The 26,747-nt window shown below is 64.7% G+C and carries 28 protein-coding genes; 18 read left to right on the top strand and 10 right to left on the bottom strand.

Annotation, left to right across the window (positions count from 1 at the left end; genetic code table 11):
- Positions 1-2: 2 nt before the first annotated feature.
- The 6 genes from fliG (at position 3) to AC8GDA_RS07810 (ending at position 6,211) form a co-directional block, all read left to right on the top strand.
- The gene (fliG, locus tag AC8GDA_RS07835) at positions 3-1,088 is read left to right on the top strand and encodes a flagellar motor switch protein FliG (protein ID WP_506555973.1); all 1,086 of its coding nucleotides are present in this window, start codon (positions 3-5) and stop codon (positions 1,086-1,088) included.
- Positions 1,075-2,445 carry a FliH/SctL family protein gene (locus AC8GDA_RS07830; RefSeq protein WP_506555972.1) on the top strand — a complete coding sequence of 457 codons (1,371 nt, stop codon included), beginning with the start codon at positions 1,075-1,077 and terminating at the stop codon, positions 2,443-2,445. Before fliG ends, AC8GDA_RS07830 begins: the two co-directional genes overlap by 14 nt.
- Positions 2,417-3,823, top strand: coding sequence for a FliI/YscN family ATPase (locus AC8GDA_RS07825; RefSeq protein WP_506555971.1), 1,407 nt, complete (start codon positions 2,417-2,419; stop codon positions 3,821-3,823). Before AC8GDA_RS07830 ends, AC8GDA_RS07825 begins: the two co-directional genes overlap by 29 nt.
- Complete coding sequence (locus tag AC8GDA_RS07820; RefSeq protein WP_506555970.1) at positions 3,820-4,272, top strand: flagellar FliJ family protein; 453 nt, start codon at positions 3,820-3,822, stop codon at positions 4,270-4,272. The genes AC8GDA_RS07825 and AC8GDA_RS07820 overlap by 4 nt, the downstream gene beginning before the upstream one ends.
- Positions 4,273-4,345: 73 nt before the next feature.
- Positions 4,346-4,828 (top strand): OmpA family protein, encoded by a 483-nt coding sequence (locus AC8GDA_RS07815; protein ID WP_506555969.1) that lies wholly within the window; start codon positions 4,346-4,348, stop codon positions 4,826-4,828.
- A 72-nt stretch (positions 4,829-4,900) separates the two neighbouring features.
- On the top strand, positions 4,901-6,211 hold the full coding sequence (locus tag AC8GDA_RS07810; RefSeq protein ID WP_506555968.1) for a helix-turn-helix domain-containing protein: 1,311 nt from the start codon (positions 4,901-4,903) through the stop codon (positions 6,209-6,211).
- A 54-nt stretch (positions 6,212-6,265) separates the two neighbouring features.
- On the opposite strand, the gene AC8GDA_RS07805 is transcribed toward AC8GDA_RS07810, so the two are convergent.
- Entirely contained in the window at positions 6,266-6,880 is a 615-nt protein-coding gene (locus AC8GDA_RS07805) for an LOG family protein (protein WP_506555967.1), read from the bottom strand.
- Between the two features lie 42 nt (positions 6,881-6,922).
- Here AC8GDA_RS07805 and AC8GDA_RS07800 point away from each other — a divergent pair, with 42 nt between their 5' ends.
- Positions 6,923-7,834: a mechanosensitive ion channel family protein gene (locus tag AC8GDA_RS07800; protein WP_506555966.1), complete on the top strand. Its 912-nt coding sequence runs from the start codon at positions 6,923-6,925 to the stop codon at positions 7,832-7,834.
- Here AC8GDA_RS07800 and AC8GDA_RS07795 read toward each other — a convergent pair.
- The 3 genes from AC8GDA_RS07795 to AC8GDA_RS07785 are packed head-to-tail and all read right to left on the bottom strand — an operon-like array spanning position 7,809 to position 9,826.
- The gene (locus AC8GDA_RS07795) at positions 7,809-8,774 is read right to left on the bottom strand and encodes an AI-2E family transporter (RefSeq protein ID WP_506555965.1); all 966 of its coding nucleotides are present in this window, start codon (positions 8,772-8,774) and stop codon (positions 7,809-7,811) included. The genes AC8GDA_RS07800 and AC8GDA_RS07795 overlap by 26 nt on opposite strands.
- Positions 8,775-8,783: 9 nt before the next feature.
- Positions 8,784-9,107, bottom strand: coding sequence for an AzlD domain-containing protein (locus AC8GDA_RS07790; protein ID WP_506555964.1), 324 nt, complete (start codon positions 9,105-9,107; stop codon positions 8,784-8,786).
- Positions 9,104-9,826, bottom strand: coding sequence for an AzlC family ABC transporter permease (locus AC8GDA_RS07785; RefSeq protein WP_506555963.1), 723 nt, complete (start codon positions 9,824-9,826; stop codon positions 9,104-9,106). Before AC8GDA_RS07785 ends, AC8GDA_RS07790 begins: the two co-directional genes overlap by 4 nt.
- Positions 9,827-9,850: 24 nt before the next feature.
- Here AC8GDA_RS07785 and AC8GDA_RS07780 point away from each other — a divergent pair, with 24 nt between their 5' ends.
- Positions 9,851-10,429 (top strand): YqaA family protein, encoded by a 579-nt coding sequence (locus AC8GDA_RS07780; protein ID WP_506555962.1) that lies wholly within the window; start codon positions 9,851-9,853, stop codon positions 10,427-10,429.
- A 13-nt stretch (positions 10,430-10,442) separates the two neighbouring features.
- Here the strand turns inward: AC8GDA_RS07780 and AC8GDA_RS07775 are convergent, their stop codons facing one another.
- A complete protein-coding gene (locus tag AC8GDA_RS07775) occupies positions 10,443-11,318 on the bottom strand; it encodes a DMT family transporter (RefSeq protein ID WP_506555961.1) in 876 nt (291 codons plus the stop codon).
- A gap of 34 nt (positions 11,319-11,352) precedes the next feature.
- On the opposite strand from AC8GDA_RS07775, the gene AC8GDA_RS07770 reads away from it, so the two are divergent.
- On the top strand, positions 11,353-12,849 hold the full coding sequence (locus tag AC8GDA_RS07770) for a DEAD/DEAH box helicase (protein WP_506555960.1): 1,497 nt from the start codon (positions 11,353-11,355) through the stop codon (positions 12,847-12,849).
- A gap of 74 nt (positions 12,850-12,923) precedes the next feature.
- Here the strand turns inward: AC8GDA_RS07770 and gluQRS are convergent, their stop codons facing one another.
- Both gluQRS and hemL read right to left on the bottom strand, forming a co-directional pair.
- Positions 12,924-13,832, bottom strand: a complete 909-nt coding sequence (gene gluQRS / locus AC8GDA_RS07765; protein ID WP_506555959.1) for a tRNA glutamyl-Q(34) synthetase GluQRS — start codon at positions 13,830-13,832, stop codon at positions 12,924-12,926.
- Positions 13,833-13,850: 18 nt separating this feature from the next.
- On the bottom strand, positions 13,851-15,146 hold the full coding sequence (hemL, locus tag AC8GDA_RS07760; protein ID WP_506557223.1) for a glutamate-1-semialdehyde 2,1-aminomutase: 1,296 nt from the start codon (positions 15,144-15,146) through the stop codon (positions 13,851-13,853).
- Positions 15,147-15,215: 69 nt separating this feature from the next.
- Between hemL and AC8GDA_RS07755 the strand changes: the two genes are divergently transcribed.
- Positions 15,216-15,380 (top strand): rubredoxin, encoded by a 165-nt coding sequence (locus AC8GDA_RS07755; RefSeq protein WP_506555958.1) that lies wholly within the window; start codon positions 15,216-15,218, stop codon positions 15,378-15,380.
- On the opposite strand, the gene AC8GDA_RS07750 is transcribed toward AC8GDA_RS07755, so the two are convergent.
- Positions 15,319-16,782: a cryptochrome/photolyase family protein gene (locus AC8GDA_RS07750; RefSeq protein WP_506557222.1), complete on the bottom strand. Its 1,464-nt coding sequence runs from the start codon at positions 16,780-16,782 to the stop codon at positions 15,319-15,321. The two genes, AC8GDA_RS07755 and AC8GDA_RS07750, sit on opposite strands and share 62 nt — an antisense overlap.
- A gap of 138 nt (positions 16,783-16,920) precedes the next feature.
- Here AC8GDA_RS07750 and AC8GDA_RS07745 point away from each other — a divergent pair, with 138 nt between their 5' ends.
- Genes AC8GDA_RS07745 through AC8GDA_RS07725 form a run of 5 tightly spaced genes read left to right on the top strand, consistent with a single transcriptional unit; the run spans position 16,921 to position 20,945 of the window.
- The gene (locus AC8GDA_RS07745) at positions 16,921-17,502 is read left to right on the top strand and encodes a YqgE/AlgH family protein (RefSeq protein WP_506557221.1); all 582 of its coding nucleotides are present in this window, start codon (positions 16,921-16,923) and stop codon (positions 17,500-17,502) included.
- Complete coding sequence (ruvX, locus tag AC8GDA_RS07740; protein WP_506555957.1) at positions 17,489-17,896, top strand: Holliday junction resolvase RuvX; 408 nt, start codon at positions 17,489-17,491, stop codon at positions 17,894-17,896. Before AC8GDA_RS07745 ends, ruvX begins: the two co-directional genes overlap by 14 nt.
- Positions 17,874-18,839 carry an aspartate carbamoyltransferase catalytic subunit gene (locus AC8GDA_RS07735; protein WP_506555956.1) on the top strand — a complete coding sequence of 322 codons (966 nt, stop codon included), beginning with the start codon at positions 17,874-17,876 and terminating at the stop codon, positions 18,837-18,839. The genes ruvX and AC8GDA_RS07735 overlap by 23 nt, the downstream gene beginning before the upstream one ends.
- Positions 18,836-20,164, top strand: coding sequence for a dihydroorotase (locus tag AC8GDA_RS07730; RefSeq protein WP_506555955.1), 1,329 nt, complete (start codon positions 18,836-18,838; stop codon positions 20,162-20,164). The genes AC8GDA_RS07735 and AC8GDA_RS07730 overlap by 4 nt, the downstream gene beginning before the upstream one ends.
- Complete coding sequence (locus tag AC8GDA_RS07725; RefSeq protein ID WP_506555954.1) at positions 20,130-20,945, top strand: lysophospholipid acyltransferase family protein; 816 nt, start codon at positions 20,130-20,132, stop codon at positions 20,943-20,945. The genes AC8GDA_RS07730 and AC8GDA_RS07725 overlap by 35 nt, the downstream gene beginning before the upstream one ends.
- On the opposite strand, the gene AC8GDA_RS07720 is transcribed toward AC8GDA_RS07725, so the two are convergent.
- On the bottom strand, positions 20,924-21,727 hold the full coding sequence (locus AC8GDA_RS07720) for a symmetrical bis(5'-nucleosyl)-tetraphosphatase (RefSeq protein ID WP_506555953.1): 804 nt from the start codon (positions 21,725-21,727) through the stop codon (positions 20,924-20,926). The two genes, AC8GDA_RS07725 and AC8GDA_RS07720, sit on opposite strands and share 22 nt — an antisense overlap.
- A gap of 73 nt (positions 21,728-21,800) precedes the next feature.
- Here AC8GDA_RS07720 and AC8GDA_RS07715 point away from each other — a divergent pair, with 73 nt between their 5' ends.
- From AC8GDA_RS07715 to AC8GDA_RS07705, 3 genes are read left to right on the top strand one after another with little or no spacing between them, the layout of a single operon-like run.
- On the top strand, positions 21,801-23,204 hold the full coding sequence (locus tag AC8GDA_RS07715; RefSeq protein ID WP_506555952.1) for a phosphomannomutase/phosphoglucomutase: 1,404 nt from the start codon (positions 21,801-21,803) through the stop codon (positions 23,202-23,204).
- Positions 23,204-24,214 carry a lipopolysaccharide heptosyltransferase I gene (gene waaC, locus AC8GDA_RS07710; RefSeq protein WP_506555951.1) on the top strand — a complete coding sequence of 337 codons (1,011 nt, stop codon included), beginning with the start codon at positions 23,204-23,206 and terminating at the stop codon, positions 24,212-24,214. Before AC8GDA_RS07715 ends, waaC begins: the two co-directional genes overlap by 1 nt.
- Entirely contained in the window at positions 24,199-25,518 is a 1,320-nt protein-coding gene (locus AC8GDA_RS07705) for a 3-deoxy-D-manno-octulosonic acid transferase (RefSeq protein WP_506555950.1), read from the top strand. Before waaC ends, AC8GDA_RS07705 begins: the two co-directional genes overlap by 16 nt.
- Here AC8GDA_RS07705 and AC8GDA_RS07700 read toward each other — a convergent pair.
- Positions 25,470-26,732 (bottom strand): TolC family outer membrane protein, encoded by a 1,263-nt coding sequence (locus tag AC8GDA_RS07700; RefSeq protein WP_506555949.1) that lies wholly within the window; start codon positions 26,730-26,732, stop codon positions 25,470-25,472. The genes AC8GDA_RS07705 and AC8GDA_RS07700 overlap by 49 nt on opposite strands.
- Positions 26,733-26,747: the final 15 nt, after the last annotated feature.

Here is a 26,747-nt window from a genome sequence, read left to right as displayed (position 1 = left end):
CCATGCCTGACGAGAAAAAAGACGAGAAAGCCGCCGGCACGGCGGTGGTGCCTGCCGGTCCGGAGGTCCTGCCGGATTCCGTGCGTGAGGAGATGGATGCCCTCACCACCACCCAGCGGGCGGCCGTGCTGATGCTGCTCTTGGGTGAGCAGCAGGCCGCAGACATCATCAAGTTCCTGAACCCCAAAGAGGTGCAGGCCTTGGGTGCAGCCATGACATCGGTGGCCGAACTCTCCCAAGAGGCCGTGAGCGCCGTGCTCGATGACTTCATCTCCACCATCAAGAAGCAGACCACACTTGGGCTGGGCAGCTCCGATTACGTTGAGAATGTGCTCAAGCGTGCCCTGGGTGAGGACAAGGCCGCCTCGGTCCTGAGCCGAATCATGCCGGGGGCCTCGAGCAAGGGCCTGGAGATTCTGCGCTGGATGGATGCGCGCTCGATCGCGGACATGATCCGCCTGGAGCATCCGCAGGTCATTGCCATCATTTTGTCGGTCTGTGACTACGACGTGGCCGCCGACGTGCTCACCTTCTTGCAGCCCGAGATTCGCTCGGAAGTGATTCAGCGGGTTGCGGCCTTGGAGACGGTGCAGCCCTCGGCCATGCAGGAGCTCGAGGCCATCATGAAGGAGCAGTTCTCCAAGAGTTCGTCGGCGAAGTCGTCGAGCTTTGGTGGCGTGAAGGCGGCGGCCAAGATCATGAACTTCACCAAGAGCGACCTGGAATCTGCAATTCTGGGCGGACTGAACGAGCTCGACCCCGACATTGCCATGAAGGTGCAGGACAACATGTTCTCCTTCGAGAACCTGGTGAGCGTGGACAACCGCAGCATCCAGACCCTCATGCGCAACGTCGAGCAGGACATGCTCATGGTGGCCTTGAAGGGGGCGACCGAGCCTGTGAAGGAGAAGTTCTTCGGAAACATGTCCACCCGAGCACGGGCCATGTTCATCGACGAGATGGAGGCCAAGGGCCCGCTGCGCATCACCGACGTGGAAGACGCACAGAAGGCCATGATGCGGATTGCCAAGAAGCTCTCCGACAAGGGCGAGCTGATGCTTGCAGGCCGTGGCGATGATTTTGTTTGATTTTGCAACGCCGGCCGAGCAGGCCCGCGTCAAGGTGATGGTGCGACCGGAGGACAGCCCGCTGTTCTCCCCCACACGCCATGGCCCGGCCTTCTCGCCACAGTTTGATGCCGATGAGCCCATCCGACGACATCGGTTCGCCCGCGGCATTCCGCAGGGCGATGACGGTGCCGATTCAGATGTGGACCTTCTCGAGCGTGACGGCCCAGAGGGGCAGGCCTCGGCACAAGACGAACAAGCCTCACAGCAGTCACAAGAACAAGACGGCATCGGGGCCCAGGATGGTGTGGCGTCCGATGGCCTGGCCGCAGCGGGCGCAGCGGTTGAAGAAGGCGATGCGGCCGCGCGAGTAGCCGCCGATGCTGGCATAGAGCCCAGCACAGAACCCAGCGCGGATGCCCATTCAGACAACAATGCACTGGCCAGTGGCGCTGATGCAGAGGCGCTGGCAGAAGCACAGGCAGCAGCGGAGGTTGGTGCAGTGCAAGCCGATTCAGCATTCGGCGATGTTGCAGCAACAGACCCAGCACTCGCAGACGTTGCAGGTACGGATGCGCCAACAGAACATGCCTCAGAAGGCACGGATGACAATCCAGATTCAGTGGAAGCGTTGGCCAGTTCCGAATCCGCGGGCGCTGCCGAGCAGGATGATGTTGCAGGCACCACCACCCTCGATGCCTCCACCGAAGAGCTCGTGAAACAGGCCTTCGAGGCCGGCTATGCCGCGGCCAAGGCCGAGCTGGGTGAGGGGGCTGCAGCGGCCAGCCCCGAGGCCGAAGATGCTGCCTATTTGCGTGGCCTGGAAGAGGGTCAGCGCCAGACCAAGGACGAACTCGAGGCCGAGGTCTTGCTCGCGGCCGATGACTTGAAGGCGCTGGCCAACCAACTGGCCCAGGCGGCGCGCGACACCGAAACCTTTTACCAGCCAATGCTCAAGCTCTCGATGCACCTGGCCGAACAACTGGTGCGCGGCGAGCTCAGTTTGTCGGGCCAGGCCGTGACCCGGCTCGTCGAGCGATGCCTCTCCGAATTCCAGCAAGAGACCAGCGCGCCCATTGTGGTGCGCATGAACCCCGCGGACCATGAGCGGCACCTGGCCTATGGGGCCATGGCGCCCAAGAACATGGACCTTCGCCCGGACCCGAGCCTGTCTGCAGGCAGCGTGAAGGTGTCGATGAATGGGGCCATGATTGAAGACCTCATCGAGCACCGCCGTCAGGCCCTCTGGGATGCGCTGATGTCGGCGGCCGCCACACCCGATGATGACCTGCCAGATTCCTTTCTTCGCAATGTGGCCATCGTGAAAGAGGCCATGGCATTGGTCGACGATGAAAGTACTCAGCCCCCTGCACTTTGATGCGGTGGCCGATGCGGCCATTGCTCGAACCCGTGCGCCCGCTCCCATGCGAGAGGGCAGCCTGGTGCGTGTGGTCGGCCTCACTTTGGAAGCCCGCGGCGTGCATGCCCCATTGGGGGCCGTCTGCGAAGTGGTGGGCGACGATGGCCAGCGCGTGGAGGCCGAGGTGGTGGGCTTTCAGGAACAAACGGTCTACCTCATGCCCTTTGGCGAGACCAAGGGCATTGGCCCCGGATCTCGCGTTCGGGTCTTAGAACCCACGGCCCATGCCCAGCTCGGCCCCGAATTGCTGGGCCGCGTGGTGGGCCCCCGTGGGGAACCCCTCGACGGCCGCCCAGCGCCCGACTGCAAGACGGTGCTCGGCCTCGATGGCCTGCCCTTGAATGCCATGGAGCGTGGGCCCATTCAAGAAGTACTTGATGTGGGTGTGAAGGCCATCAACGGCATGCTCACCATGGGCAAGGGCCAACGCATTGGACTCGTTGCGGGCTCTGGCGTGGGCAAGAGCAGCCTTTTGGGCATGCTCACCCGCTACACCAAGGCCGACCTGGTGGTGATTGGCCTCATTGGTGAGCGTGGCCGTGAGGTGCAGTCCTTCATTCAGGAATCCCTGGGCCCCGAGGGCCTGGCCCGCTCGGTGGTGGTGGCCGCACCGGCCAATGTCTCCGCCATTCTTCGGCTCAAGGCCGTGCAGTACACCCACCTTATTGCAGAATATTTCCGCGACCAGGGCAAGAACGTGCTGCTGCTGGTCGACAGCCTGACCCGAGTGGCCCATGCCCAGCGCGAGATTGGTCTTGCCGTGGGGGAGCCGCCCACGGCCAAGGGTTACCCGCCCTCGGTCTTTACCCTGATTCCGAACCTGATCGAGCGCGCAGGCGTGGGCCGACATGGCCACGGTGCCATCACGGCCGTCTACACGGTCTTGGCCGAGGGCGATGATGCCAACGACCCCATCGTGGACATTGCGCGGGCCTCGCTCGATGGCCAGGTGATGCTCTCGCGCGAGCTGGCCGATGCAGCCCATTACCCGGCCATTGATTTGAATGGCTCGATCTCCCGGGTTATGCAGGGCCTTGTGGAGCCCGAGGTTCAGAAGGCGGCCAATCGGATTCGACGGCTCTGGTCGATCTACCAACAGAACCAAGACCTCATTCAGGTGGGAGCCTATCAGCCCGGGGCCAACCCCGATTTGGATGTGGCCATTCGAATGCGTGCAGAGATCGAGGGATTCCTTCGACAAGACATTGAATCACCCGTGAACTACGAGGTCACCCGTGAAACCCTGCTGAACCTGGCGGCCCGGGCCGTGCCCGAGGCGCCCCAGCAGCAGCGCTCGGCGGCCACTGGCCAACGGGCTGCGGGCATGCGGCTGTGACGAAACGGCGCGAGGAGAGCCTGGGCCTCTTGGCCAAGCTGGCCGACCAAAAGGTGGTGGCCGCGCAGCGCGGGCTCGTGGAGGTTCAGCAGGCCCATGCCAAGCTTCAAGACAAGGCTCAAAAGGTCGCAGCCCTCATGGCCGATTACCGGCATCAACTGCAGTCGGTGGATGAGGATCCGGGAATGGTGAAGAGTCAGTCCATTCGGCGCTTCATTCAGAACCTGTTGGAGGTCGAGGCGCGCCTCGCCTTGGAGCATGACCAGACCATGGCCTGGGAGCGCAAGGTGCGTGAGGAACTGCGCGCAGCCCAGCTCGAGGCCAAGAAGATGGAGTCGCTCTGTGAGCGGGCCAAGGCGCGGGCCGATGAGGCTGCGCAGAAGCGGGAGCAGGGCCGACTCGATGCGGCTGGCCTGAGCCAATTTCATCTGCGCACGTCCCGGACGTAGCCATTTTTTGCCCTCCTCGGGTATATTCCTGAAAGTTGAAAGACATTCACCCACGAACACCGAGGAGAAAAGAATGAAAGTTGTTGTCGCCGCTGCAGCGATTGCACTGTTGGCCGGTTGTGCCAGCCAGCCCCAAACCAAGGATGCTGCACCTGTCTCGTCTGCTGCAAGCAAGCCCGTACCCCAGAAAACGACTGACCTCTGGCTGGCCAAAGGCCGCCTGGGCGCCGTGGAGCCCGCGGTCTACTTCGATTACGACAAGTTCAACATCAAGCCCCAGTTCCACAACACGGTTTCGGCCTTTGGAAATTACCTGGCCCTCGATGACAAGGCCCGCATCGTCATTGAAGGCAATGCCGACGAGCGTGGCACGGTGGAGTACAACCTGGCCCTGGGGCAAAAGCGTGCAGAGGCGGTGAGCATCGGCCTGCAGGCCATTGGTGCCAACCCCGCCCGCATTGAGGCGATCAGCAACGGCGAAGAAAAGCCCCGCAACAAGGCCAAGACAGAGGCCGCGTTTGCAGAGAATCGCCGCGCAGACCTCATCGTTAAGTAATTACCCTGATCTGAGCTGCTTTGAAGGCCCGCCTTGTGCGGGCTTTCTTTTAGGTGCGATAACCTGTCGGCTATGAGCGTTCCCAATCGTCAATTCGATGAGAGCCTGGTGCGAATTCAGGCCCAGCGTCTTCAAGATGCCAGGCTTGCATTGGGCCTGACCCTTCACGATTTCATCCAGCCCCTGAGCACCTCGCGGGCCCAGTTGGATGCGGTGGAACGCGCGAACCTCGATGCCTTTTATGCACCCTTTTATTACGAGCGGTTGTTTCGCCGTTATGCAGAGGCCCTTGCCTTTGCAAGCGAGACCATCGACGAGATGGTGGCGGCCTTCACGCCAGCAGACCCGATCATGGAAGATGAAGACCTGGTCGCTGGTGGGGCTGATGCCGAGGGCCGCGGAGCCGATGCTGCGGGGTCGGTGAGCCCTGCCGAGCCGGCGCCTTCGAGTGCGAACACCTCTGTGGCGCCAGACCAGGCGTCGAGGGCGAGTGTTTCAGAGGACAGCCCACCTGCAAGGGTGGCTGCCTTGGCAACGCAGGAGCGTGATCCTGGTCGAATTCTTGCCTCCGCGCCATCGTCTCGGCTTGCGCCGGGAAAGCGCAACCCGGGCTTTGGCTGGGTTGGCCTGGTCGCGCTCCTCAGTGTGGCCTTGTTGGCGGCATGGCTCTTCACCGATCAGGGAGACGATCGCAAGGTCGTGTCCTCTGGGTCCAAGCCCGCCGCATCCACCGCAGGCAGCGAGCACGGGTCGCCGGCGCCGGCCGAGGCCAAGGCCGACGGTGCGGCGCCGGCAGCTTCGCCCACCGCGCAATCCACGGCAACCCCTGCTTCCCCCCCTGCCGCGGCTGCAGCACCCGCAACACCCGCATCTACCGCAACACCCGCATCTACCGCAACACCGAATGGGCCCGCCGCCGCAGCAAAACCGGCGGTCACCCCCACGCAAACCCCGGCTGCAACTGCTGTGCCCCCAACTCCCGCCCCCCCGGCGCCTTCATCCGCCGCTCCCGCCGCGACTGCTGCGACCAACGTTGCATCGGGCGTGCCGGCCATGGAGATCGTGCCCACGGGGCGCAGTTGGATTTGGGTGCGTCAGGCCGATGAATCGGTTCGAGAGTTCGCGGTGGCCCCGGGAGACCGAGTGGTCTTTGAGCAGATGCCGATCTACATTGTCCTGGCCCGACCCGAGCAGGCCGAGGTCAAGATCTCGGGCCGTCCTGTGCGCCTGGGCCGCAACGATGCCGAGCGCGATCTCGGTCGGTTTGGCCGCAGCCAACTGATTGATGCGCGCAGCCAAGGCAGCACCCCCAGCGTGCCTTTGGCACCCCGGCCGCCTGCTGCGGCCCCCAGCGCCCCCCCTTCCACCACACCCAATCCTTAAGGCCCTAGGCCGTCCACTGGGCATGAACCTTGTTTGTGTTCTTGGGTGAGCCACTCACCCTTGGGATGGGGTTGGGCCTGCTGCTGGTGATTGCGGCAAGTGCCCTGGTGTTGAGCACGCCGTCAGCGCCTGCATCACCGCAGGAACATCATCGGCCACCACCACCCGCTCCAGGTGACCCGGGTAGATAAAACCTTTCTCGCGGGCGCTCTCGACAAAGTCCATGAGGTCGTTGAAGTAGCCCGCCAGGTTGGCGATGACGATGGGCTTCTGGTGGGCATTGGTCTGGGTGGCCGTCCAGACCTCGAAGAGTTCTTCAAAGGTGCCGATGCCGCCAGGCAAGACCAGAAAGACATCCGAGCGCGCCACCATCTCAATCTTGCGCTCGATCATGGTCTCTACAATGAGGAGCTCGGTGAGGCCCTCCAGCGGGGGCTCGGTCTGCGTGAGGTATCGAGGAATGACACCCGTGACAGATGCGCCGCTCTTTAATGCGGCGCTTGCCACCGCGCCCATCAGGCCGGTGCGACCCGCACCAAAGACCAGAGACCAGCCGAGCTGCCCAATGGCCTGGCCAATCTGCGAAGCTGACTCGGCCCAGTGTGCATCGATGCCGGCACGAGAGCCACAGAACACACAGACGCGAAGAAATGAATGGGGCATGGTCATGGAGATGGTCCAATAGAGTATGAATGAGAACGAAAGGCAGGCATGTTAAAGAGCACTCTTGAATCCCTTCTGCGTGAATGGGGCTACAACCAGTGGCCCGCCTGGTTGGAAGCAGCCTTGTCTCTGACCAATCTCATCCTGATTTTGTTGCTGGCCTGGGTCAGCCTGCGCGTCACACACCGCCTGGTGCGCGCCTTTCATCAGCGGCTCAAAGACAAGACCTCCTCGGCCGAGGAGCAGCGCCGCATCGCCACGCTGGAGCGGGTGTTTGGCTATGTGGCCTCGGTGGTCATTTGGGTGGTCACCATCATGCTGGTGCTCTCGGAATTGGGCATCTCGATTGCACCCATTCTGGCCACGGCGGGCGTGGCCGGCCTGGCCATCGGTTTTGGCGCCCAGAGCCTGGTGAAGGATTACTTCACGGGCTTTGTGATGCTGGTGGAAAACCAGATTCGTGTGGGCGACATTGTGGAGATTGCCGACAAGACGGGGGCAGTGGAGGAACTCACCCTGCGCTACGTTCGGCTACGCGACTACAGCGGTGCGGTGCACTTTGTCCCCAACGGCATCATCAGTTCGGTGAGCAACATGAGCCGCGACTTCGCCTTCGCGGTGGTGGATGTAGGAGTGGGCTATGAAGCAGAGTTGGAGGCCGTCTTCCAGGTCATGAAGCGCACGGCGGAAGATCTTCGCGCTGATTCAGCCTACTCAGGCCGAATCCTCGATGCCCTGGAGATCGCCGGGGTGGACCAGTGGGCCGAATCCTCGGTGATGATTCGGGCAAGGCTCAAGGTGGTGGCCCTGGAACAGGCCAACGTTCGACGGGAATACCTGCGGAGACTGAAGATGGCCTTTGATGCCCATGGCATCGACATTCCCTACCCGCATCGAACGGTGGTGCAGTTGCCTGCAAGCACCCGGGCTCCGCTCAAGAGCGACCCGCTCGACGACTGAACTGCCGAACCACGGCCACCAGAATGGCCGCCAATGGCAGGGCCAGCAGCACGCCAAGAAACCCAAAGAGGCTGCCAAACACCACCAAGGCCAGGATCACCCCCAGCGGGTGCAGGCCGATGCGGTCGCCCACGAGCTTGGGCGTGAGCACGAAGCTCTCGAGGAACTGGCCGCCGCCATAAACGATGGCCACCGCAATGAGGGTGTGGGCCCAGCCCAATTCAAGCAGACCCGAGACCAAGGCCAAGAGCACCGACACCGCAAAGCCCACGTAGGGCACGAAGACGAAGAGGCCCGAGAGCAGGCCAATTGAGAGCCATCCCGAGAAGCCTGCCAGGAAGAGGGCTGCGGCGTAGTAGATGCCCATGGCCGCCATGACGCGCACCTGGCCCTGCAGATAGCCCTGCAGGGTGTCATGAATGTCTTGTCCGAGCGCACGGGCCAGCGGACGGTGGGCCTGCGGAATGGCCCAAAGGCTCTTGCCCAGAATGAGTGCCCAGTCCTTGAGCAGGAAAAAAAGCACCACCGGCACCAGGATGAGCCAGCCGAGAATGGCCACCAGTGCGCCGAGCCCCGTCTGCAGGGTGGAGAAGAGGGTGGTGGAGACCTGCTCCTTGTTGTCGCCCAGCCAGGCCATGAGTTTGGCCCGCAGGGCCTCGGTGTCTTCGATGGGCAGGCCGGTCTGGGCCAACCACGGGTGCACCTGCGCATAGAGCGTGGCAATGAGGTCGGGCAGCCGGGCCTGCAGTTTGCCGATCTCATGGCTCACCACGGGCACACCGATCGAGACCAGGGCCACCACCATCACCAGGCCCACCAGAATGGCCACAATGCTCGAGAGCGCACGGGGCATGCCCCGTTTGGTCAGGCCCCGTGCGATGGGCTCCAACAAATAGGCCAGCAGCAGGGCAGCGGCAAAGGGGGCGAGGGCGGCGGTCATCTCGAGACTTTAGACCAGACTGGCCACGAGGATCACCAGGCTGCCCGTGAGCAGGCCGGGCACAAGCCCACCCCAGCGTGTGTTGGGCCAGACCATGACCGCAAAAGCCAGGCCAGCTGCCAAGAGCCGCGCCTCCATGGAGAGCTGCGCGAGCGGCCCGACGGGCAGCAGCAGAATGCGCAGGGTGAGGCCCGCCACCATGGCGTAGGTGATGCAGGCCACCCAGCGAAAGACTTCGCTTGTGGTGTTGATGCGCCCGGAGAACGAGACGCCAAGGGCTCGCCAAAGGTAGGTGCCGAGCACGGCCCCGGTGAGCGCGAGCAGTTCGGTCATGCGGGCCTGCGGGCTTCTTGCCAGCGCACCATGGCATAGGCCAGGCTGCCGCCGATGAGGCCGGTGATGAGCAGGCTGTGGTCGGGCGAGACCAGGTAGGTCAGTGGGCCCAGCACGCCACCCAAGACAATGGCCAGGCGGTTGGCCAGGGGCTTGACCTCTGCAAAGGTGAGCAGAAAGAAGAGGGGGTTGAGAAAGACCAGGGCCAGTGTGAGGGGCAGTGGCACCTGGCCGGCCAGCAGGTAGCCGAGCGCCGTGCCGGGCGCAGACACGCCCCAACAGACCAGGCCGAGCCCGCAGAAGTAGGCGCGGCGGTGGCCCGGATCCATCTGGGGGAAGTCGCGCATGGCAATGGCCCAACTTGTCATGGAGAGGGTGTGCACCCAGGCGTAGAGCCAGCCATTGCGCTGCTCCGCAGGAATCTGCGGCATGACTGTGAGGGTCATGGGAAAGAAGCGGGCCGCGGTGAGCATGGCTGCGAGCGCCACCACAAAGGCCGAGGCGCCAGTGGCCATCATCTCCACAAAGACCACCTGGCCGGGCAGGGCGTACATGAGCAGGCTGGACCCCGTGGTGGTCCAGAAGGACAGGCCCATGCTGTGGCCCAGGGCGCCAAAGCCGAGCATGCCGGCAAAGAGCACCGCCGCCGGTGCCCCCAATGCGTCTCGCATGCCCCGTCGGAAGGCGGCGCGCGGCGACTCGAAGTCAAAGGCGGTCATGCCGCGATTGTATGATGGCCGCTCATGAAGTCTGTCTTCTCCAACCTCTACCGGCGGGTGATGGCCTGGTCTCGACACCCCCGTGCGGTCTGGATCTTGGGCGGCCTGAGCTTTGCGGAATCGTCCTTCTTCCCCATCCCCCCGGATGTGATGCTTGCACCCATGAGCCTGGCCCAGCCCAGGCGGGCCCTGTGGTTTGCCACGGTGACCACCGTGACCTCGGTGCTCGGCGGCCTCTTTGGCTATTGGATTGGGGCCTTGGCCTTCGATGCCATTGCGCCTTGGCTCGAGCAGAGCCGTTATTGGGAACCCTTTGTCACTGCGCAAACTTGGTTTGAGCACTGGGGCTTCTGGGCCGTGCTGATTGCGGGCTTCTCGCCCATACCCTACAAGGTCTTCACCATTGCCGCAGGCGTTGCGGGCATGCCTCTGCTGCCCTTCATTCTGGCCTCGCTCGCAGGCCGTGGCGGGCGTTTCTATCTGGTGGCGCTCCTCATGCGCTGGGGTGGCGCGCGCATGGAGAATCTGCTGGAAAAGTATGTGGACCGCATCGGCTGGGCCACGGTGGCCCTGGTGGCCATCGTGGTCTGGATTCGGTTCTAAAGATCCTGCCGATTTAGGCGGGTCGTGCCGATCGGCTCACGAGCCAGACCCCGGCCATGGTGGCCAGGGTTCCCGCCAGGGTGGTGAGGGTGAAGGGCTCATCAAAGAGCAGCCAGGCCATGGCCGCGGTGGTGGGCGGTGTCAGGTAGAGCAGGCTGGTCACCTGGGTGGCCGCACCCTCACGAATCAGAATAAAGAGCAGGAAGATGGCGCCCACGGAAATGGCGAGCACCGACCAGGCGAGCGCGAAGATCAACTCCGGATGCCAGGTGACCTCGCGGGTTTCGAGCAGCCAGACAAAGGGCAGGCAGGCCAGGGCCGAGGCCATGAACTGGATGGCCGCACCGGTGCGCAGGTCGAAGTCGGGGCAGGCCCGCTTTTGATACAGCGTGCCAATGGTGATCGAGGCCAGGGCCAGGGCGGCCAGCCACAGGCTCAGCTCCGAGAGGCCCACCAGGCTCAGCTTGGCCCAGACCACGAGGCTCACGCCCGCAAGCCCCAGGGCCAGGCCCAGCCATTGCACCGGCCGAATGCGCTCCTTGAGCAGGCTCAAGAACACCGCGGTGAGAATGGGTTGCAGGCCCATAATGAGGGCCACGAGCCCGGCGGTCATGCCCTCGCGAACGGCGGCCCAGACGCCACCGAGGTAGCCCGCCTGCAGCAAGAGCCCGGCCAGTGCGATCTTCCAGGCCAGGGGCCGGGGCGGCCAGGGCGCCTGTGCCAGCCAGGCCATGGGCAGTAGCAGCATGAGCACGAGCACGAACCGCATGAGCAGAAACGTCATGGGCTCGGCATGCGGCATGCCGTAGCGGGCAATGATGAAGCCGCTGCTCCAGATCAGAACAAACAGCAGGGGGAAGCTGGCACGCAGCGTGGGATGAAGGGGCACGGTGTGGAAGTCGTTTGTGAGCGATAATAGCGGGATGTCATTTAAAGAACTGGGTCTCCACCCAGACATTCTTCGGGCCGTGGTCGATGCCGGCTACGAAATTCCAACGCCGATCCAAGAACAAGCCATCCCCCAGGTGATGGCAGGCCACGATGTGATGGGCGCCGCCCAGACTGGAACCGGCAAGACCGCCGCCTTCACGCTGCCCATCCTGCACCGGCTCATGCCGCACGCCAGCACCAGTGTGTCGCCGGCCCGTCACCCCGTGCGGGCGCTCATGCTCGCGCCCACCCGCGAGCTGGCCGATCAGATCTATCAAAACGTGCACCAGTACGCCACCCACACCCCACTGCGTTCGGCCGTGGTCTTTGGCGGTGTGGACATGAACCCGCAAACCGCCCAACTGCGCGCGGGCGTGGAGCTGCTCATTGCCACACCGGGCCGTCTGCTCGACCATGTTCAGCAAAAGAGTGTGAACCTCTCACAGGTCTCCATCTTGGTGCTCGATGAGGCCGACCGCATGCTCGACATGGGCTTTCTGCCCGACCTGCAGCGCATCGTGAACCTGCTGCCCACGAACCGTCAGAGCCTCTTGTTCTCGGCCACCTTCTCGCCCGAGATTCGCAAGCTCGGCAAGACCTTCCTCAAGGACAACCCCGTCTCCATCGAAGTGGCCCGTCGCAATGCCACGGCCGAGAACGTCACCCAAGAGGTCTTCAAGCTCGACCGCATCGAGGCCAAGCGGGCTGCCGTGGTGCAACTGGTGAAAGACCGGGCCTTGAAGCAGGTGATTGTCTTTACCAACACCAAGATTGGTGCCGGCCGGCTGGCCCGAGAGCTCATTCGTGAGGGCATTGCCGCCGACGCCATCCATGGCGACAAGAGCCAGGGCGATCGACTGGCCACGCTTGAGCGCTTCAAGCGAGGCGAGATCGAGGTGCTGGTGGCCACCGATGTGGCCGCCCGCGGCCTGGACATCGCGGAACTGCCGGCGGTCATCAATTTCGATGTGCCCCGCGCAGCCGAAGACTACGTGCACCGCATTGGCCGAACCGGCCGGGCGGGTGCCTCGGGTCAGGCCATCTCGCTGATGACGGCCGACGACGAGCGTTCGGTGGCCGACATCGAGGCCTTGGTGGGCAAGTCCTTTGTTCGTGGCAATTTGGTGCTCACGGCACCGGTCTCCCACGAGAGCAGCGCCGGGCGAAGTGGCCGCGAGGGTGCTCGTGACAGCAGCAGCCGTGGGTATGGCCGAGACCATGGCGGAGGTCGCGGCGAGGGCCGTGGCGAAGGACGCTCCGAGGCACGCAGCGAGGCACGTTATGTGCCGGTTCGCCCCGCGCCGCCAAAGGCACCCTCAGACCCACTCTTCTCGCAGCCCTACGTTGAAAAACCCGTAGACCCCAACGCACCGCCGGCACCACCGGCCAAGCCGGCCGCGCGTGGCCTGGGCATTCTTGGCATCTCCCGCAAGCCTGCAGAGGTGCCCGCCCTGCTCGGCGGCACGCGCAAGCCCGAAAAAACCACGTAAGAGACGCCATCGAAGGAGGCGTTCTTGCTGGCGCCTCCGTTGGACAACACAGCCGCTCGCGACCACCTCTTCGCTTAGGTGGGCATCCAGTGCGCCACCTGCTCGAGCCAGTTGGCCGGCATGTGCGCCTCCAGGTGTTGCCGCGCGGCCTTCAACTGTGCCTGCACGGCATCCCCACCCTTGAGTGCGGGCGCCAAGGTCTGCTTGGAGAGTTTCTGGCCATCGGCATGCACCACCACCGGCACGTGCAGCGTCAGCACCTCGGGCAGGCCGAGTTGTTCTCGAAGCCGGGCCTGCCGGGGCTGTGCAGATGCAAGGTCGCTGCCGCGCACGATGCGGCGCACGTCTTGGAGGGCATCGTCCACCACCACGGCCAGGTGATAGGCCCAGAGGCCATCGGCCCGTTTGAGCACGATGTCATCGCCATCCAGGCCCATGGCACGCCAGGCCATGGCGCGGCCTTGGCCCAGTGTCTCGGCCCGCGGTGGCTGCAGGCGGCAGTGGCCCGTGTACCGAATCTCGCCATCGGCCAGTCGAGTGGTCAGGCCATCGGCCAGCGCCTGCTCCAATTGGCGGCGGCTGCAACTACAGGCAAAGGCCTGGCCGGATGCCTGCAGTTGTGCGAGGGCACTGGCATAGGCGGCCTGGCGGTCGGATTGATACAGCACACCATCGCGACGGCCGCCCTGCGCCATGGGCCAGGCATCCCAGCGCAGGCCGTGGTCGCGCAGCTGCTGCAGGATGAGGGCTGCGGCACCGGCCTGTTCACGCGGCGGGTCGAGGTCTTCCATGCGCACCCACCACTGAAGGCCATGGGCCTTGGCATCGAGCCAACTGGCCAGCGCGGTGACGAGCGAGCCCAGGTGAAGCGGCCCGGTGGGCGATGGTGCAAACCGGCCTGCTCCTGTGGGATGGCCTTCGATCGGTCGTGGTTCAGCAGCAAGACCGGCTGGGCCAGGGATGCATGCAGTGGGATCGGTCATGGGCCACGACGCCCCGAGTCATCTGGCGGGGTGCTGCGTGTCGGCGAATGCTTCGCGTGCGGCCGCCAGAATGGCCGCCGCAGGTTCGCCCGCGTGTTGGATCGACAGAAAGCCGGCCTCGTAGGCCGAGGGGGCCAGGTACACGCCGCGGTCGAGCATGGCGTGGAAGAACTGGTTGAAGGCCGGAATGTCGCAGGCCGAGACATCGGCCATGCTTTTCGGCAGTGCTTTGCTGAAGTAGATGCCGAACATGCCGCCCACGCTGTCGGCGCAGAAGGCCTCCACACCGGCCTCGCGCGCCGTGCGCACCAGACCCTGCATGAGATCGGCCGTGGTCTGGGTGAGGGATTCAAAAAAGCCGGGCGACGACACAATGCGCAGTGTGGCCAGGCCTGCGGCCACGGCCACCGGGTTGCCCGAGAGCGTGCCCGCCTGGTAGACCGGCCCCAATGGCGCCACGCACTGCATGATGTCTTTTCGGCCGCCGAAGGCGCCCATGGGCATGCCTCCGCCAATGACCTTGCCCAGGGTGGTGAGGTCTGGGCTGATGCCGGTGAGGCCTTGCACGCCCTGGGCCCCCACGCGAAAGCCGGTCATGACCTCATCGAAAATGAGCACGCTGCCGTGCTGGCTGCACAGGCTGCGAAGGGCTTGGAGAAAGCCAGGGACAGGCCGCACCAGGTTCATGTTGCCGGCAATCGGCTCGACAATCACGGCGGCAATCTGCGCACCATGGCTGGCAAAGCAGGCCTTCACACCCTCGACATCGTTGTAGTCGAGCACGATGGTCTCGTTGGCAAACGACTCGGGCACGCCGGCCGAGGTCGGGTTGCCAAAGGTGAGCAGTCCCGAACCCGCTTTCACCAGAAGGCTGTCCACATGCCCGTGGTAGCAGCCCTCGAACTTCACAATCTTGTTGCGGCCGGTGTAGCCGCGTGCCACGCGGATGGCCGACATCGTGGCCTCGGTACCGCTGGAGGTCAGGCGCATCATTTCCATCGAGGGCAAGTGGTCTCGCACCCATTCGGCGAGCTCCACCTCGCCGCGGGTGGGCGCACCGAATGAGAGGCCACCCTCGGCTGCCTTCTGCACGGCCGCAATCACCTCTGGGTGTGCATGGCCCACGATGGCGGGGCCCCAGGAACAGATGGTGTCCACATAGCGGTTGCCATCGGCATCCCACAGGTAGGGCCCTTGGGCCCGTGTGAAAAAGCGCGGCGTGCCGCCCACCGAACGAAAGGCCCGCACTGGAGAATTCACGCCGCCGGGGATGGTGCGTTGTGCTTGGGCAAAGAGGGACTGGCTCTGGGCAATGCTGGGCTGGTTCACGGGTCTCTGGATGCGCTGGTTTAAGATACGGCCATTCTAGACCGACACCTTCCTATGAAAACTTACATGTGTTTGATTTGCGGCTGGATCTACGACGAAGCCGCCGGCCTTCCCGATGAGGGCATTGCCCCTGGCACCAAGTGGGAAGACATTCCCATCACGTGGACATGTCCGGAGTGTGGGGCGCAGAAGTCTGACTTTGAGATGGTGGAGGTTTGATCGCAGCAAACCGCGTGAGGGTCTCGCGACGGGCTGCATCATGGTCCACGATGGGCGGGGGATAGCCCTGCGCTGAAAAGCCCGCCGCCAGCCAAGGCGCATGAATCTGCTTGTCCGACAGGTGAGCGATTTCGGGCACATAGCGACGAATGAAAGCCCCCTTGGGGTCGAACCGTTCGCTCTGGCTCACGGGATTGAAAATTCGAAAATAGGGCTGGGCATCGCAGCCGGTGGAGGCCGCCCACTGCCATCCGCCGTTGTTCGCGGAGAGATCGAAATCGTTGAGTTTCTCCGCGAAATAGGTCTCGCCATGCTTCCAGTGGATGCCGAGGTCTTTGGTGAGAAAGCTCGCCACCACCATTCGAAGTCGGTTGTGCATGTAGCCCGTCTGGTTCAACTGCCGCATGCCGGCATCCACCAGGGGGTAGCCCGTGCGGCCCTCGCACCAGGCCAAGAACCAGTCATTCGAGGAGGGCTCGCGCCATTGAATGGCATCGTAGTCGGGCTTGAAACTCCCGCGCACCACGTGCGGGAAGTTGGCCAGGATCTGCATGTAGAAGTCTCGCCAGATGAGTTCCGAGAGCCAGGTGCGGGCGCCGTCGGCATTCGGGCCACTGGCCATGTGGGCCATGGCCTCGCGCACCAACTGCCGAATGCTCACCGTGCCAAAGCGCAGGTGCACCGACAAATAAGACGGCCCACGCACGCCGGGGAAGTCTCGGGCCGCCTGGTACTGCGCCATGCGGGGCAGGAAATCTGCCAGCAACGCCTGAGCGGCCGCCTCGCCGCCAGCCGTGGGCAGGTCATCGCCCGAGGTGGCATCAAAGCCAATGTCTGACAGGCTCGGCATTGCAGGTGTTACGGTCTTCAAGAGTCGGCCGGCCAGGGCCTGAGGCCCCGTGGGGCGGGCAGCGGCATGGCCCGGGGTGAATGCCTTGAGCCAGGCATTCTTGTAGGGCGTGAAGACAGAGAAAGGTTTGCCCGCCTGGGTGAGCACCTCTTGGCGCTCGAAGATGGTCTGGTCCTTCACCCAGGTGGTGCTGACCCCCATGGCCTGAAGTGTCTTTTCAACGCGCGCATCGCGGGCGATGGCCTGCGGTTCATGGTCGCGGGCGGCCACCAAGTGCGTGGCGCCAACGGCCTTGGCCAGGCGCGCCAGTTCCACCTCGGGCTCACCATGAACAACCCAGAGACTGCCGCCCAATTCGGCAAGGCTTTTATGCATCTCCAAGAGGCTTTGATGGATGAAGGCCACGCGGCGATCGTGCCGCGGCAGCGGCGCCAGAATGGTGGGGTCGAAGACAAACACGGGCAGCAAAAGGCCTGGCCGCTCGAGTGCATGGGCCAGGGCGGCATGGTCCGAGAGGCGAAGGTCGCGCCGACACCAGACCAGCGTGACCATGGATGACGAAGGGGTCGACAAACCGGAATCTGACAAAACGTTTCCTTTCAAAGACAGTCAACGGTTAGAATCAAGGCCATGGGTCAACTCTGGACCAACCACCATCATCATGCCGCCGAGGCGGCCGGAGAGGATGCCATGTCTCCAGACGCGGATGCAGACTTCCCCAGTGTGGCGGGTCAATTGCTCATTGCCATGCCCTCCCTCATCGATCCGCACTTTGGCGGCTCGTTGGTGTTTGTGGCAGACCACACCCCCAAGGGTGCCATGGGCATCGTGATCAATCGACCTTCGGACATGTCCGTGGGCAACCTCTTCAACCGAATCGATCTCCGAACCCAAGACCACCCGCTGGGTGAGCAGTTGGTGCTGGTGGGCGGCCCGGTGCAGACCGACCGCGGCTTTGTGCTGCACGAGCCCGTGGGCCACTGGAGTTCCACGCTCACCGTGAGTCCGGGCCTGGGCCTCACCTCCTCGCGCGACATTCTCGAGGCCAGTGCCAAGGGCAAGGGCCCGCAGCGTTTTCTGGTGGCCTTGGGCTACTCCGGCTGGTCCGCAGGCCAGCTCGATTCCGAGCTCTCGGCCAACGCATGGCTCACGGTGCCGGTGCACGACACGGCGCTGTTCTTCGAGATGCCGCCTGAAGACCGACTCGGCGCGGCCTTTCGCATGCTGGGTGTGGACCCCCTCAACCTCTCGGGGGCCTTTGGCCACGCCTAGCCGCCCGGCCGGCACCTGGCTGGCCTTCGATTTTGGCGAGAAGCGAATTGGGGTGGCCATTGGCAACACCCTCACCGGCGGTGCCCGCCCCTTGTGCGTGCTTCCTGCCAGTCCGGTGACGGATCGCTTCTCGCGCATTTCACAGTTGATTCGCGAGTGGGAGCCTGCAGCCTTCTTGGTGGGCCTGCCCGTCTACCCCGATGGTGAAGACCACCCCTTTGCGGCCCGATGTCGGCGGTTTGCCAACCAACTGCATGGACGCTTTGGGCTGCCGGTCATCCTGGAGGATGAGCGCTACACTTCCGCACTGGCGCCTGGTGACGACGCGGTCGACGCAGAGGCGGCCGCCATTCTTTTGCAAGGTCTGCTCGATGCCAAGGTCGATTCAGCTTAACGCCCGGGGTGAACTCACCCACCTGCTCTCGACCGAGGGCCTGCCCAAGGCCGTGCTCCTGGGCATCCTCGACCATGCCAACGACTTCCTCGACCTCGAGCGCATGCAGGTTCGCAATACTGACTTGCTCGCAGGCAAGAGCATCTTCAACATCTTCTTCGAGAACTCCACGCGCACACGCACGACCTTTGAGATCGCCGCCAAGAAGCTGTCGGCCGATGTCATGAACCTCAATGTGAATGCCTCGTCCACCGCCAAGGGCGAGTCGCTGCTCGACACCATCGACAACCTGGCGGCCATGCGGGCCGACATGTTCGTGGTGCGGCATGGGCAGTCCGGTGCACCGTACTTGATTGCCCGGCATGTGAATCAGGTCGCCCCGCACATTCACATCATGAATGCCGGTGATGGCCGGCATGCACACCCCACCCAGGCCCTGCTCGACATGTTCACCATTCGGCACTTCAAGGGCGACTTCCAACACCTGCGGGTGGCCATTGTGGGCGACCTGCTCCACTCGCGCGTAGCCCGCTCGGACATCCATGCGCTCACCACCTTGGGTGTGCCCGACATCCGTGTGATTGCGCCACTCACCCTGCTGCCCTCGGGCCTCTCGGAGCTGGGTGTGCGCGCCTACACCAGCCTGGCCGAGGGCCTGCGGGATGTGGATGTGGTCATCATGCTGCGGCTTCAGAACGAACGCATGCGGGGTGCTTTGCTGCCCAGTCCACAGGAATACTTCAAGCACTATGGCCTTACCGAAGAGAAGCTTCGGCTCGCGGCACCCAATGCCATCGTGATGCACCCGGGCCCCATGAATCGTGGTGTGGAGATCGACTCGGCCGTGGCCGACGGTGCGCAGTCTGTGATCCTCTCTCAGGTGACATTCGGCATCGCGGTTCGCATGGCCGTGATGAGCATCCTCAACAAGGCCCAGCCATGACGATCTCGGTTCCGCATCGACAGCCCGACTTCCCGCGCCTGGTGATCCGGGGGGCTCGGGTCATCGACCCCGCCTCGGGCCGCGATGCCCTGGAGGACCTCTTCATTGCCAATGGCAGCATTCAGGCCATTCTGCCGGCGGGCCAGTCGCAGCCCGGCTTTACCGCAGACCGGGTGCTCGACGCCCAGGGCGCAGTGGTGGCCCCCGGGCTCATCGACCTCTCGGCCCGGCTGCGTGAGCCTGGCTTTGAATACCGCGCCACGCTCGAATCGGAAATGAAGGCGGCGGTGGCCGGTGGGGTGACACGCCTTGTCTGCCCGCCCGACACCGACCCACCGCTGGATGAGCCCGGCCTGGTGGAGATGCTCAAGCACCGCGCCCGCAACCTGGCCCAGGCCCATGTGCATCCGCTGGGTGCCCTGACCCTGCGCCTGGCTGGAGAACAACTCACAGAAATGGCCGAGCTCACCGAGGCCGGCTGCGTGGGCTTCTCGCAGGCCCTGCGGCCCTTGGCAGACACCCAGGTGCTTTTCCGCAGCATGCAGTACGCCAAGACCTTCGACTATGTGATTTGGGCCTATGCCCGCGACCCCTGGCTGGGTGCCTCTGGTGTGGCCCACAGCGGTCCCATGGCTGGTCGACTGGGCCTGCCGGGCATTCCGGTGGCCAGCGAAACCCTCCGACTGCTCACCCTCTTTGAACTGGTGCGCATGACCGGCGTGCGGCTGCATGTCTGTCGGCTGTCTTCGGCAGCGGGCGTGGAACTCGTGCGCAAGGCCAAGGCCGAGGGCCTGCCCGTCACCGCCGATGTGGCGGTTCACCACCTGCACCTGATCGACATCGACATTGGCGACTACGACACCAGCCTTCGCGTGGACCCACCTTTCCGCAGCCAGCGAGACCGAGAGGCCTTGCGTGCAGGCCTGCTCGATGGCACGGTGGATGTGATCTGCTCCGACCATGCGCCCGTGGATGACGATGCCAAGCAACTGCCCTTTGGCGAGGCCGAGGCGGGTGTGATTGGCCTGGAGCTGCTCCTGCCCTTGGCGCTCAAGTGGGCGCAGGAGTCGGGCCTGGGCCTGCCCGAGGCGCTTGGATTTCTCACCCACAAGCCCGCGGGCATTTTGTCGCGCGATGCGGGCCAGATTCGCGTGGGTGGCCAGGCCGACCTCTGCATCTTCCACCCCCAAGCCCACTGGGTGGTGACCAACGACACCCTCTTCTCGCAGGGCCGCAACACCCCATACCTGGGCCGTGAACTCGAGGGACGGGTGATGGCGACATTCGTCGATGGCCGGTGTGTCTTCGAGCAGTCCGCCCGCTGAGGGCCTGGCGGCCCCATTGCGCGGTGGCTGGGGGCGGGTGGCCTGGCGGCTGCCGCTGCTGGGCACCTGGGTCTTGGGTGGCCTGGCCTGGATACTGGTCGTGCACCACCGCCTGCCCGCAGGGGCTCAGCGCGCCGTGATTCGGCTCTTTGCCCGTGGCGTGCTGCTCTGGTGTGGCGTGCGGCTGGAGCCCACCTTGAAGGGCCCCACCCAGCCAAAGGCCTTGCTGCCCAACCCCGCGCTGCTGGTGGCCAACCATGTCTCCTGGCTCGACATATACGTGGCCCATGCCTTGGAGCCTGTGACCTTCATTGCCAAGGCCGACATTGCCAAGTGGCCGGTGGTGGGCGCGCTCGTCACGGCCTCGCGCACGCTCTACATTGAGCGCGGCAGCCGACAGGCCATTCGAGGGGTCGTGCAGGCCGTGCATGCCCGATTTGATGCCGGCGAGCGGGTGATGTTCTTTCCGGAGGGCACCACCAGCGATGGCCTGGGCCTGCTGCCCTTTCATGCCAACCTATTCGGTGTGGTGGCCAACCGACCCGGCCTGGCCGTGGTGCCCCTGACACTGCAGTACTGGCAGGGGGAGTGGCCCACCACGCGGGCCGCCTACATTGGCGAGATGACCCTGGTGGGCTCCATGGTGCAGATCATGCGCACCCGGGGCCTGGTGGCCCGACCCATTGTTCACCCGCCGATTGCCGGCGCCGATGAAATGGACCGCCGCACGCTGGCGGCCCAGGCCGAGGCCGTGATCGCTCAGTCGATGGCCACCTGCTGAAAGAGTGCGCGGTCTTCGAGCCGGACCGCGGTGAGATAACCACCCCACACGCAACCCGAGTCGAGCGCCAGCAGGTTGGCGCGCATCTGTAGGCCCAGGGTCGACCAGTGCCCCACCACCAGGGTCTGGCGCGCGGTGCGCCGGCCCGGCGCTTCGAACCACGGCAGCAAACCCGCGGGAGACTCTCCCGGTGAAACCTTGCACTTGAGGTCGAGATGGCCGCGGCGGTCGAGGAATCGGATGCGGCACAGCACGTTAAGCACGGCGCGAAGTCGGGCATGGCCGCGCAGGCTGTCGCGCCAATGGGCGGGTGCGCCGTTGAACATCTCATGCAGGAAGTCTTGCCAGTGCTGGCTCTGGAGGCGGGCCTCCACGGACTGGGCCAAGGCCATGGTGTCTGCAGCACTCCATTCGGGCCGCACGCCGGCATGCACCATGAGCCATTGGCCCTCGACATGGGCCAGGGGCTGGTGGCGCAGCCAGTGGAGCAGGTCATCCGACTCGCGGTCTTCGAGGACATCCCAGACGGTGTCGGAGGATGACGCCTTGCGAGCACCGCACGAGACCGCCAGAAGGTGCAGGTCGTGGTTGCCGAGCACGCTGGTGGCACGCGGGCCGGCTGCGCGAACCATGCGAAGGACATCGGCAGACCTCGGGCCACGGTTGACCAGGTCTCCAACAAACCAGAGTCGATCGCGCCTGGGGCGGAAGGGGAGTTGGTGAACCAGGGCCTCAAGGCTGCTTCCACAGCCTTGGACGTCACCGATTGCATAGGTGGCCATAAGGCCCATCGTAAAATAGATTCTTCAGCGCTGCGCTGCCGCCCAACCAACATTCCCATTCACCATTCCCGCCATGACTGCATCACCCGCCCTGCATCCCGCCATTTTTAAGGCCTACGACATCCGTGGTGTGGTCGATGAGACGCTGACCGATGCAGCCGTGGAACAAATTGGGCAGTCGCTGGGCCGCATGATGTTCATGCAGGGCCAGGCCCGCTGTGTGGTGGGCCGCGATGGCCGGCTCTCGGGGGAGCGTCTGGCCCAGGCCCTCACGGCGGGCCTTCAATCGGCCGGGGTCGATGTGATCGACATTGGCATGGTGCCCACGCCCGTGGTGTACTTCGCCACCCACCTGCTCGGCACCGGCACCGGCGTGGCCATCACGGGCAGCCACAACCCACCCAATTACAACGGCCTGAAGATGATGGTCGCCGGCGTCACGCTCTCCGGAGAGGCGATTCAGTCGCTTCGCACAAGCATCGATGAGGGCCTGGTGGCCCACCATGTGGCCACGGTCTCGCGCCAAGGGACTTGGTCTTGCCGTGATGTTCGCCCCGAGTATGAGGGCCGCATTGCCAGCGATGTCTCCTTGAGCAGGCCGATGCGGGTGGCGGTGGATGCGGGCAATGGGGTGGCCGGCGAACTTGGCCCTGCGGTCTTGGCCCGACTGGGCTGTGAGGTGACCCCGCTCTTTTGCGAGATCGATGGCCGCTTCCCAAACCACCATCCGGACCCGGCCGACCCTCACAACCTGGAAGACCTGATTCGCACGGTGCAGTCTCAAGGCCTTGAACTGGGCTTGGCCTTCGACGGCGATGGCGACCGCCTGGGGGTGGTCACGCGCTCAGGCCGCGTGATCTGGCCTGACCGTCAGCTCATGCTCTATGCGGCCGACGTGCTCGCGGCCCGGCCGGGCTCGGAGATTGTCTTTGATGTGAAGTGCAGCCGCTTGTTGTCGCGCTGGATTGGAGACCATGGTGGCCGGCCGCTCATGTGGCGCACGGGACATTCCCTGATCAAGGCCAAGCTCAAAGAGACCCAGGCCCCATTGGCCGGTGAGATGAGCGGCCATATCTTCTTCAACGACCGTTGGTACGGCTTTGATGATGGCCTCTACACGGCCGCACGCCTCTTGGAAATTCTCTCGCGCTTTGACGATCCCAGCGCGGTGCTGGAAGCCCTGCCCGATGCGGTCTCCACGCCAGAGCTGCAGCTGAGAACGGCCGAGGGGGAGCACCATGCGGTGGTGGCCCGCCTCATCGAGTCCGCGAGCTTCCCCACGGCCGTCTCGCGATTCACCCTCGATGGCATTCGGGTCGAGTACGCCGATGGCTTTGGCCTGGCACGGCCGTCGAACACCACGCCGGTGGTGGTGCTGCGATTCGAGGCCGACACCCAGGCGGGTCTGGAGCGCATTCAGTCGGAGTTTCGGGTGGGCCTGCTCAAGGCTATGCCCGGCGCGACCCTGCCCTTCTAATGCGGCGCCTGCTCGTGATCAAAACCAGTTCGCTTGGCGACCTGGTGCACTGCCTGTGCGCGCTTCAGGAGGCCCATTGGCATGAGCCCGACATGGTGGTTGACTGGGTGAGTGAGGAGGGCTTTGCCGCCATTCCGAAGAGCTGCGACTGGGTCGACCAGGTGCACACGGTGGCCCTTCGCCGCTGGCGACGGGCCCTGTTCTCCCGTGATACGCATGCAGAGATCCGAACAGCCTTGGATGCAATTCAGACCCAGACCTACGACATGGTCATCGATGCCCAAGGCCTTCTAAAGAGCGCCTGGCTTGTGAGCAGGGCCCGGGTTGCGCCTGGTGGCCGCTGGGGATTCGACTGGTCGTCTGCTCGAGAGCCCTTGGCGAGTCTGCTGCTCGATCACAAGGTGCAAAGCCCTGCGCAAGACCATGCCGTGGCCCGACTGCGAACGCTCTTCTCGCAGGCCCTGGGCTATCGCATCGATGGCCCCCTGCATTTTCACCATGGCTGGGGAAATGAGCATTCGCCCGAGGAGGCGCAGGCCGCCATGCGGGCCGTGGGCCTCACCGACCGGGACGATGCCCTGGGCCTGCGAGGCTGGGCTGTGCTCGCACACGGAAGTTCCCGGCCCGACAAGGAATGGCCCGAAGCCCATTGGGTGGCCTTGGGAAAACAGTGTTATCGGGCAGGCCTCTTGCCCGTCTACCCCTGGGGATCGCCAGCCGAGTACGAGCGCGCCATGCGGCTCTCGAAGGCGACCCAGGGCCGCTGTCTGCCCCGACTGGCCTTGGCGGACCTGCGGCCGGTGCTGCGCCTGGCCACGCTGGTGGTGGGGGTGGACTCGGGCATCACACACTGGGCCGCTGCCCTGGGCCGGCCCACGGTGGGACTCTTCACGGCCACGCCCGCCCGGCGATACGGGCTCGACTGGGCACCGCAGGGTGCCTCCTTGGAAGGACCGGCCATGGCGGTCGACCGCGTCACGGCGGTGCTGCGTGGATGGGAACTCATGTGATGCGCAGCCTCTACACCCTGGTGGGTGTGCTGCTGATGCCGCTGCTGGCGGGCTATTTGCTCTGGCGGGGTCGACGCCAGCCGGCCTATCGAGCGCATTGGTCCGAGCGCTTCTGGGGCGGCGGGGCGGGCTGCCGGGCATTCGATGACGAGAACGGGACCACCCTCTGGCTGCATGCGGTGTCGGTGGGTGAGACACGGGCGGCCGAGCCGCTCATTCGAGGCTGGCTCGAGGCGGCCGGCACCGGTGCACGGGTGGTGCTCACCCACACCACGCCCACGGGCCGTGAGACGGGTGCCCAGTGCTTCGAGGACCTGCTGCGCGATGGCCGACTCGTGCAGGCCTATTTGCCCTATGACCTGCCCTGGGCCAACACCCGTTTTCTCAATTGGGCCCGGCCCTCGGTGGGCCTGCTCATGGAGACGGAGCTCTGGCCGAATTTGCTGGCCCAGGCGCACTCGCGCCAGGTGCCCATGGCCCTCATCAATGCGCGCCTGTCGGCCCGCTCGGCCACCAAACTGCAGCAGTTTCGAGCCCTGGCCAGGCCAACGCTGGGCCACCTTGGCCTCATCCTCGCCCAGGGCCAGTCTGACGCCGACCGCTTCCGCGCAGCCGGCTATGCGGGGGAACTGCAGGTCACGGGCAGCCTCAAGTTCGATGTGGCGCTCGATGCCCAACAGGTCGCCATGGGCCAGGGCTGGCGCGCGCAATGGCCAAGGGCTCGGGCCTGGCTGGTGGTGAGCAGCCGTGACGATGAAGAGATTCAAATTGCTCGCGCTTGGCTGGCTGCGCCGCCTGCAGACACCCTCTTGGTGGTCGTGCCGCGGCATCCGCAGCGTTTTGATCGGGTGGCTCAACTCTTGGCTCGAGAGGGCCTGCGCGTGGTGCGGCGGTCAGAGGCCGTGGCCTTGGATGCCTCGGTGGACTGCTGGCTGGGGGATTCGCTCGGCGAGGTGGCGGCCTATGTGGCCGCCGCCGACTTGGCCCTGGTGGGTGGCAGCCTGCTGCCCCTGGGCGGTCAAAACCCCATCGAGGTCTGCGCGCAGGGCAAGCCCGTGTTCTTCGGGCCGCACATGTTTAATTTCCACGCGATTGCGCGGGAACTGCGCAGCAGCGGTGCAGGCCGAGAGGTGAGCGACGCGGCAGGATGGGTGTCTGCAGCCGAGCAATTGGTGGCGCAGCCCGAAGCCTATGCGGCATCGGCCGCGGCCGCCGCAGCCTTCGCACAGGCGCACCGCGGTGCTGTGGACCGAACCTATCGGGCGCTGATGACCTGGCTCACGGCCTCGACATCGGCGGGCTGAAGGCCACCCACGGCAGCACGCAGCTGAAGGCTTGCGAGCAGGGTGTCGTTGCGGGATTTGGCGAGATCACGCTGGGCTGCAAAGAGCTGCTGCTGCGCATTGAGCACATCGATGTTGATGCGCACGCCCACCTCATAGCCCAGACGATTCGACTCCAGCGCCAACTGGCTGGACCGCTCGGCGGCCTGCAGGGCGCTGATCTGGGCCAGGCCAGCCACCACATTGAGATAGGCCTCGCGGGCCGTCTGCTCGGCCGCCAGGCGGGCCGCATCGAGCTTGTGGCGGGCCTCGTTGTGCAGGGCTGAGGCCTCTCGCACCAATGAGGTGGTGGCACCACCGGCGATGATGGGCACGGTGAGGCTCAGGCCCACGTAGTTGGAGTCTGAGCGGCTGTCGATCGCGGTGGTTTCGCGTCCGCGCAGCCGGGCGGCCACGATATCGAGGCTGGGCAGGTGGCCGGCCACCTGTCGACTCACATCGAGCCGGGCCCGTTCTTGATCCGCCTGGGCCTTGAGCACCCCGAAGTTTCCAGCACGGGCCTGGGCCACCCAGTCCTCGGCATTCATGGGCGTTGGCGAGGGAATCTGAAGATTGGCCCGCAGGTCGGGCAACTTCGCGGGCAGGCTCTGGCCCATGATGAGGCTGAGGGCCTGCCGCTTCACATTGAGGCTGTTCTGGGCTCGAATCTCCGAGGCCAGGATGAGATCGAACCGGGCCTGGGCCTCTTGCTGGTCGGTCACGGTGGCCGTGCCCACTTCAAAGCTCCGCTTGGCCGATTCGAGTTGCTCACCAATGGCCTTCTTCTCGGCCTGGGTCACGCTCAAGGCCTCCTGGGCATTCAGAACATCGAAGTAGGCCGCGGCCACCCGAAGCAGGGCGTCTTGTCGGGCCGTGCCAAAGCCCGCCTCGGCGGCAATGGCCGACTGACTGCCCTGTTGGGCCGCTCGAATGGCCGCGAGGTCGAGCAGGGGCTGGTTCAGGCTCACCACATAACTGCGGTAGTCGAGTTCGCGCGCGACACCATCCACGTCCAACTTGCGGGCATCGGCCGTGGCAGAGATGGTGGGCAGCAGATTCGCGCGACCCTGTGCCCGCTTCTCGAGCCCGGCCTCTCGGGCCTGTGTGGCCGCAAGGTAGGTGGGATCGTGTGCAAGGGCATGGCCCATGGCCTCGGCCAGGGTGAGCGCCTGGGCCTGGCCCATGGGGTGGCTCATCAGGCCGCCAACGAA

Origin of the sequence: Hahnella aquatica (SeqCode) (assembly GCF_965194505.1) — a bacterium.
Classification (GTDB): Bacteria; Pseudomonadota; Gammaproteobacteria; order Burkholderiales; family Burkholderiaceae_A; genus Hahnella; species Hahnella aquatica.
Note: the sequence above shows the minus strand (reverse complement) of the source record. Positions and strands in the feature narration are given on the sequence as shown.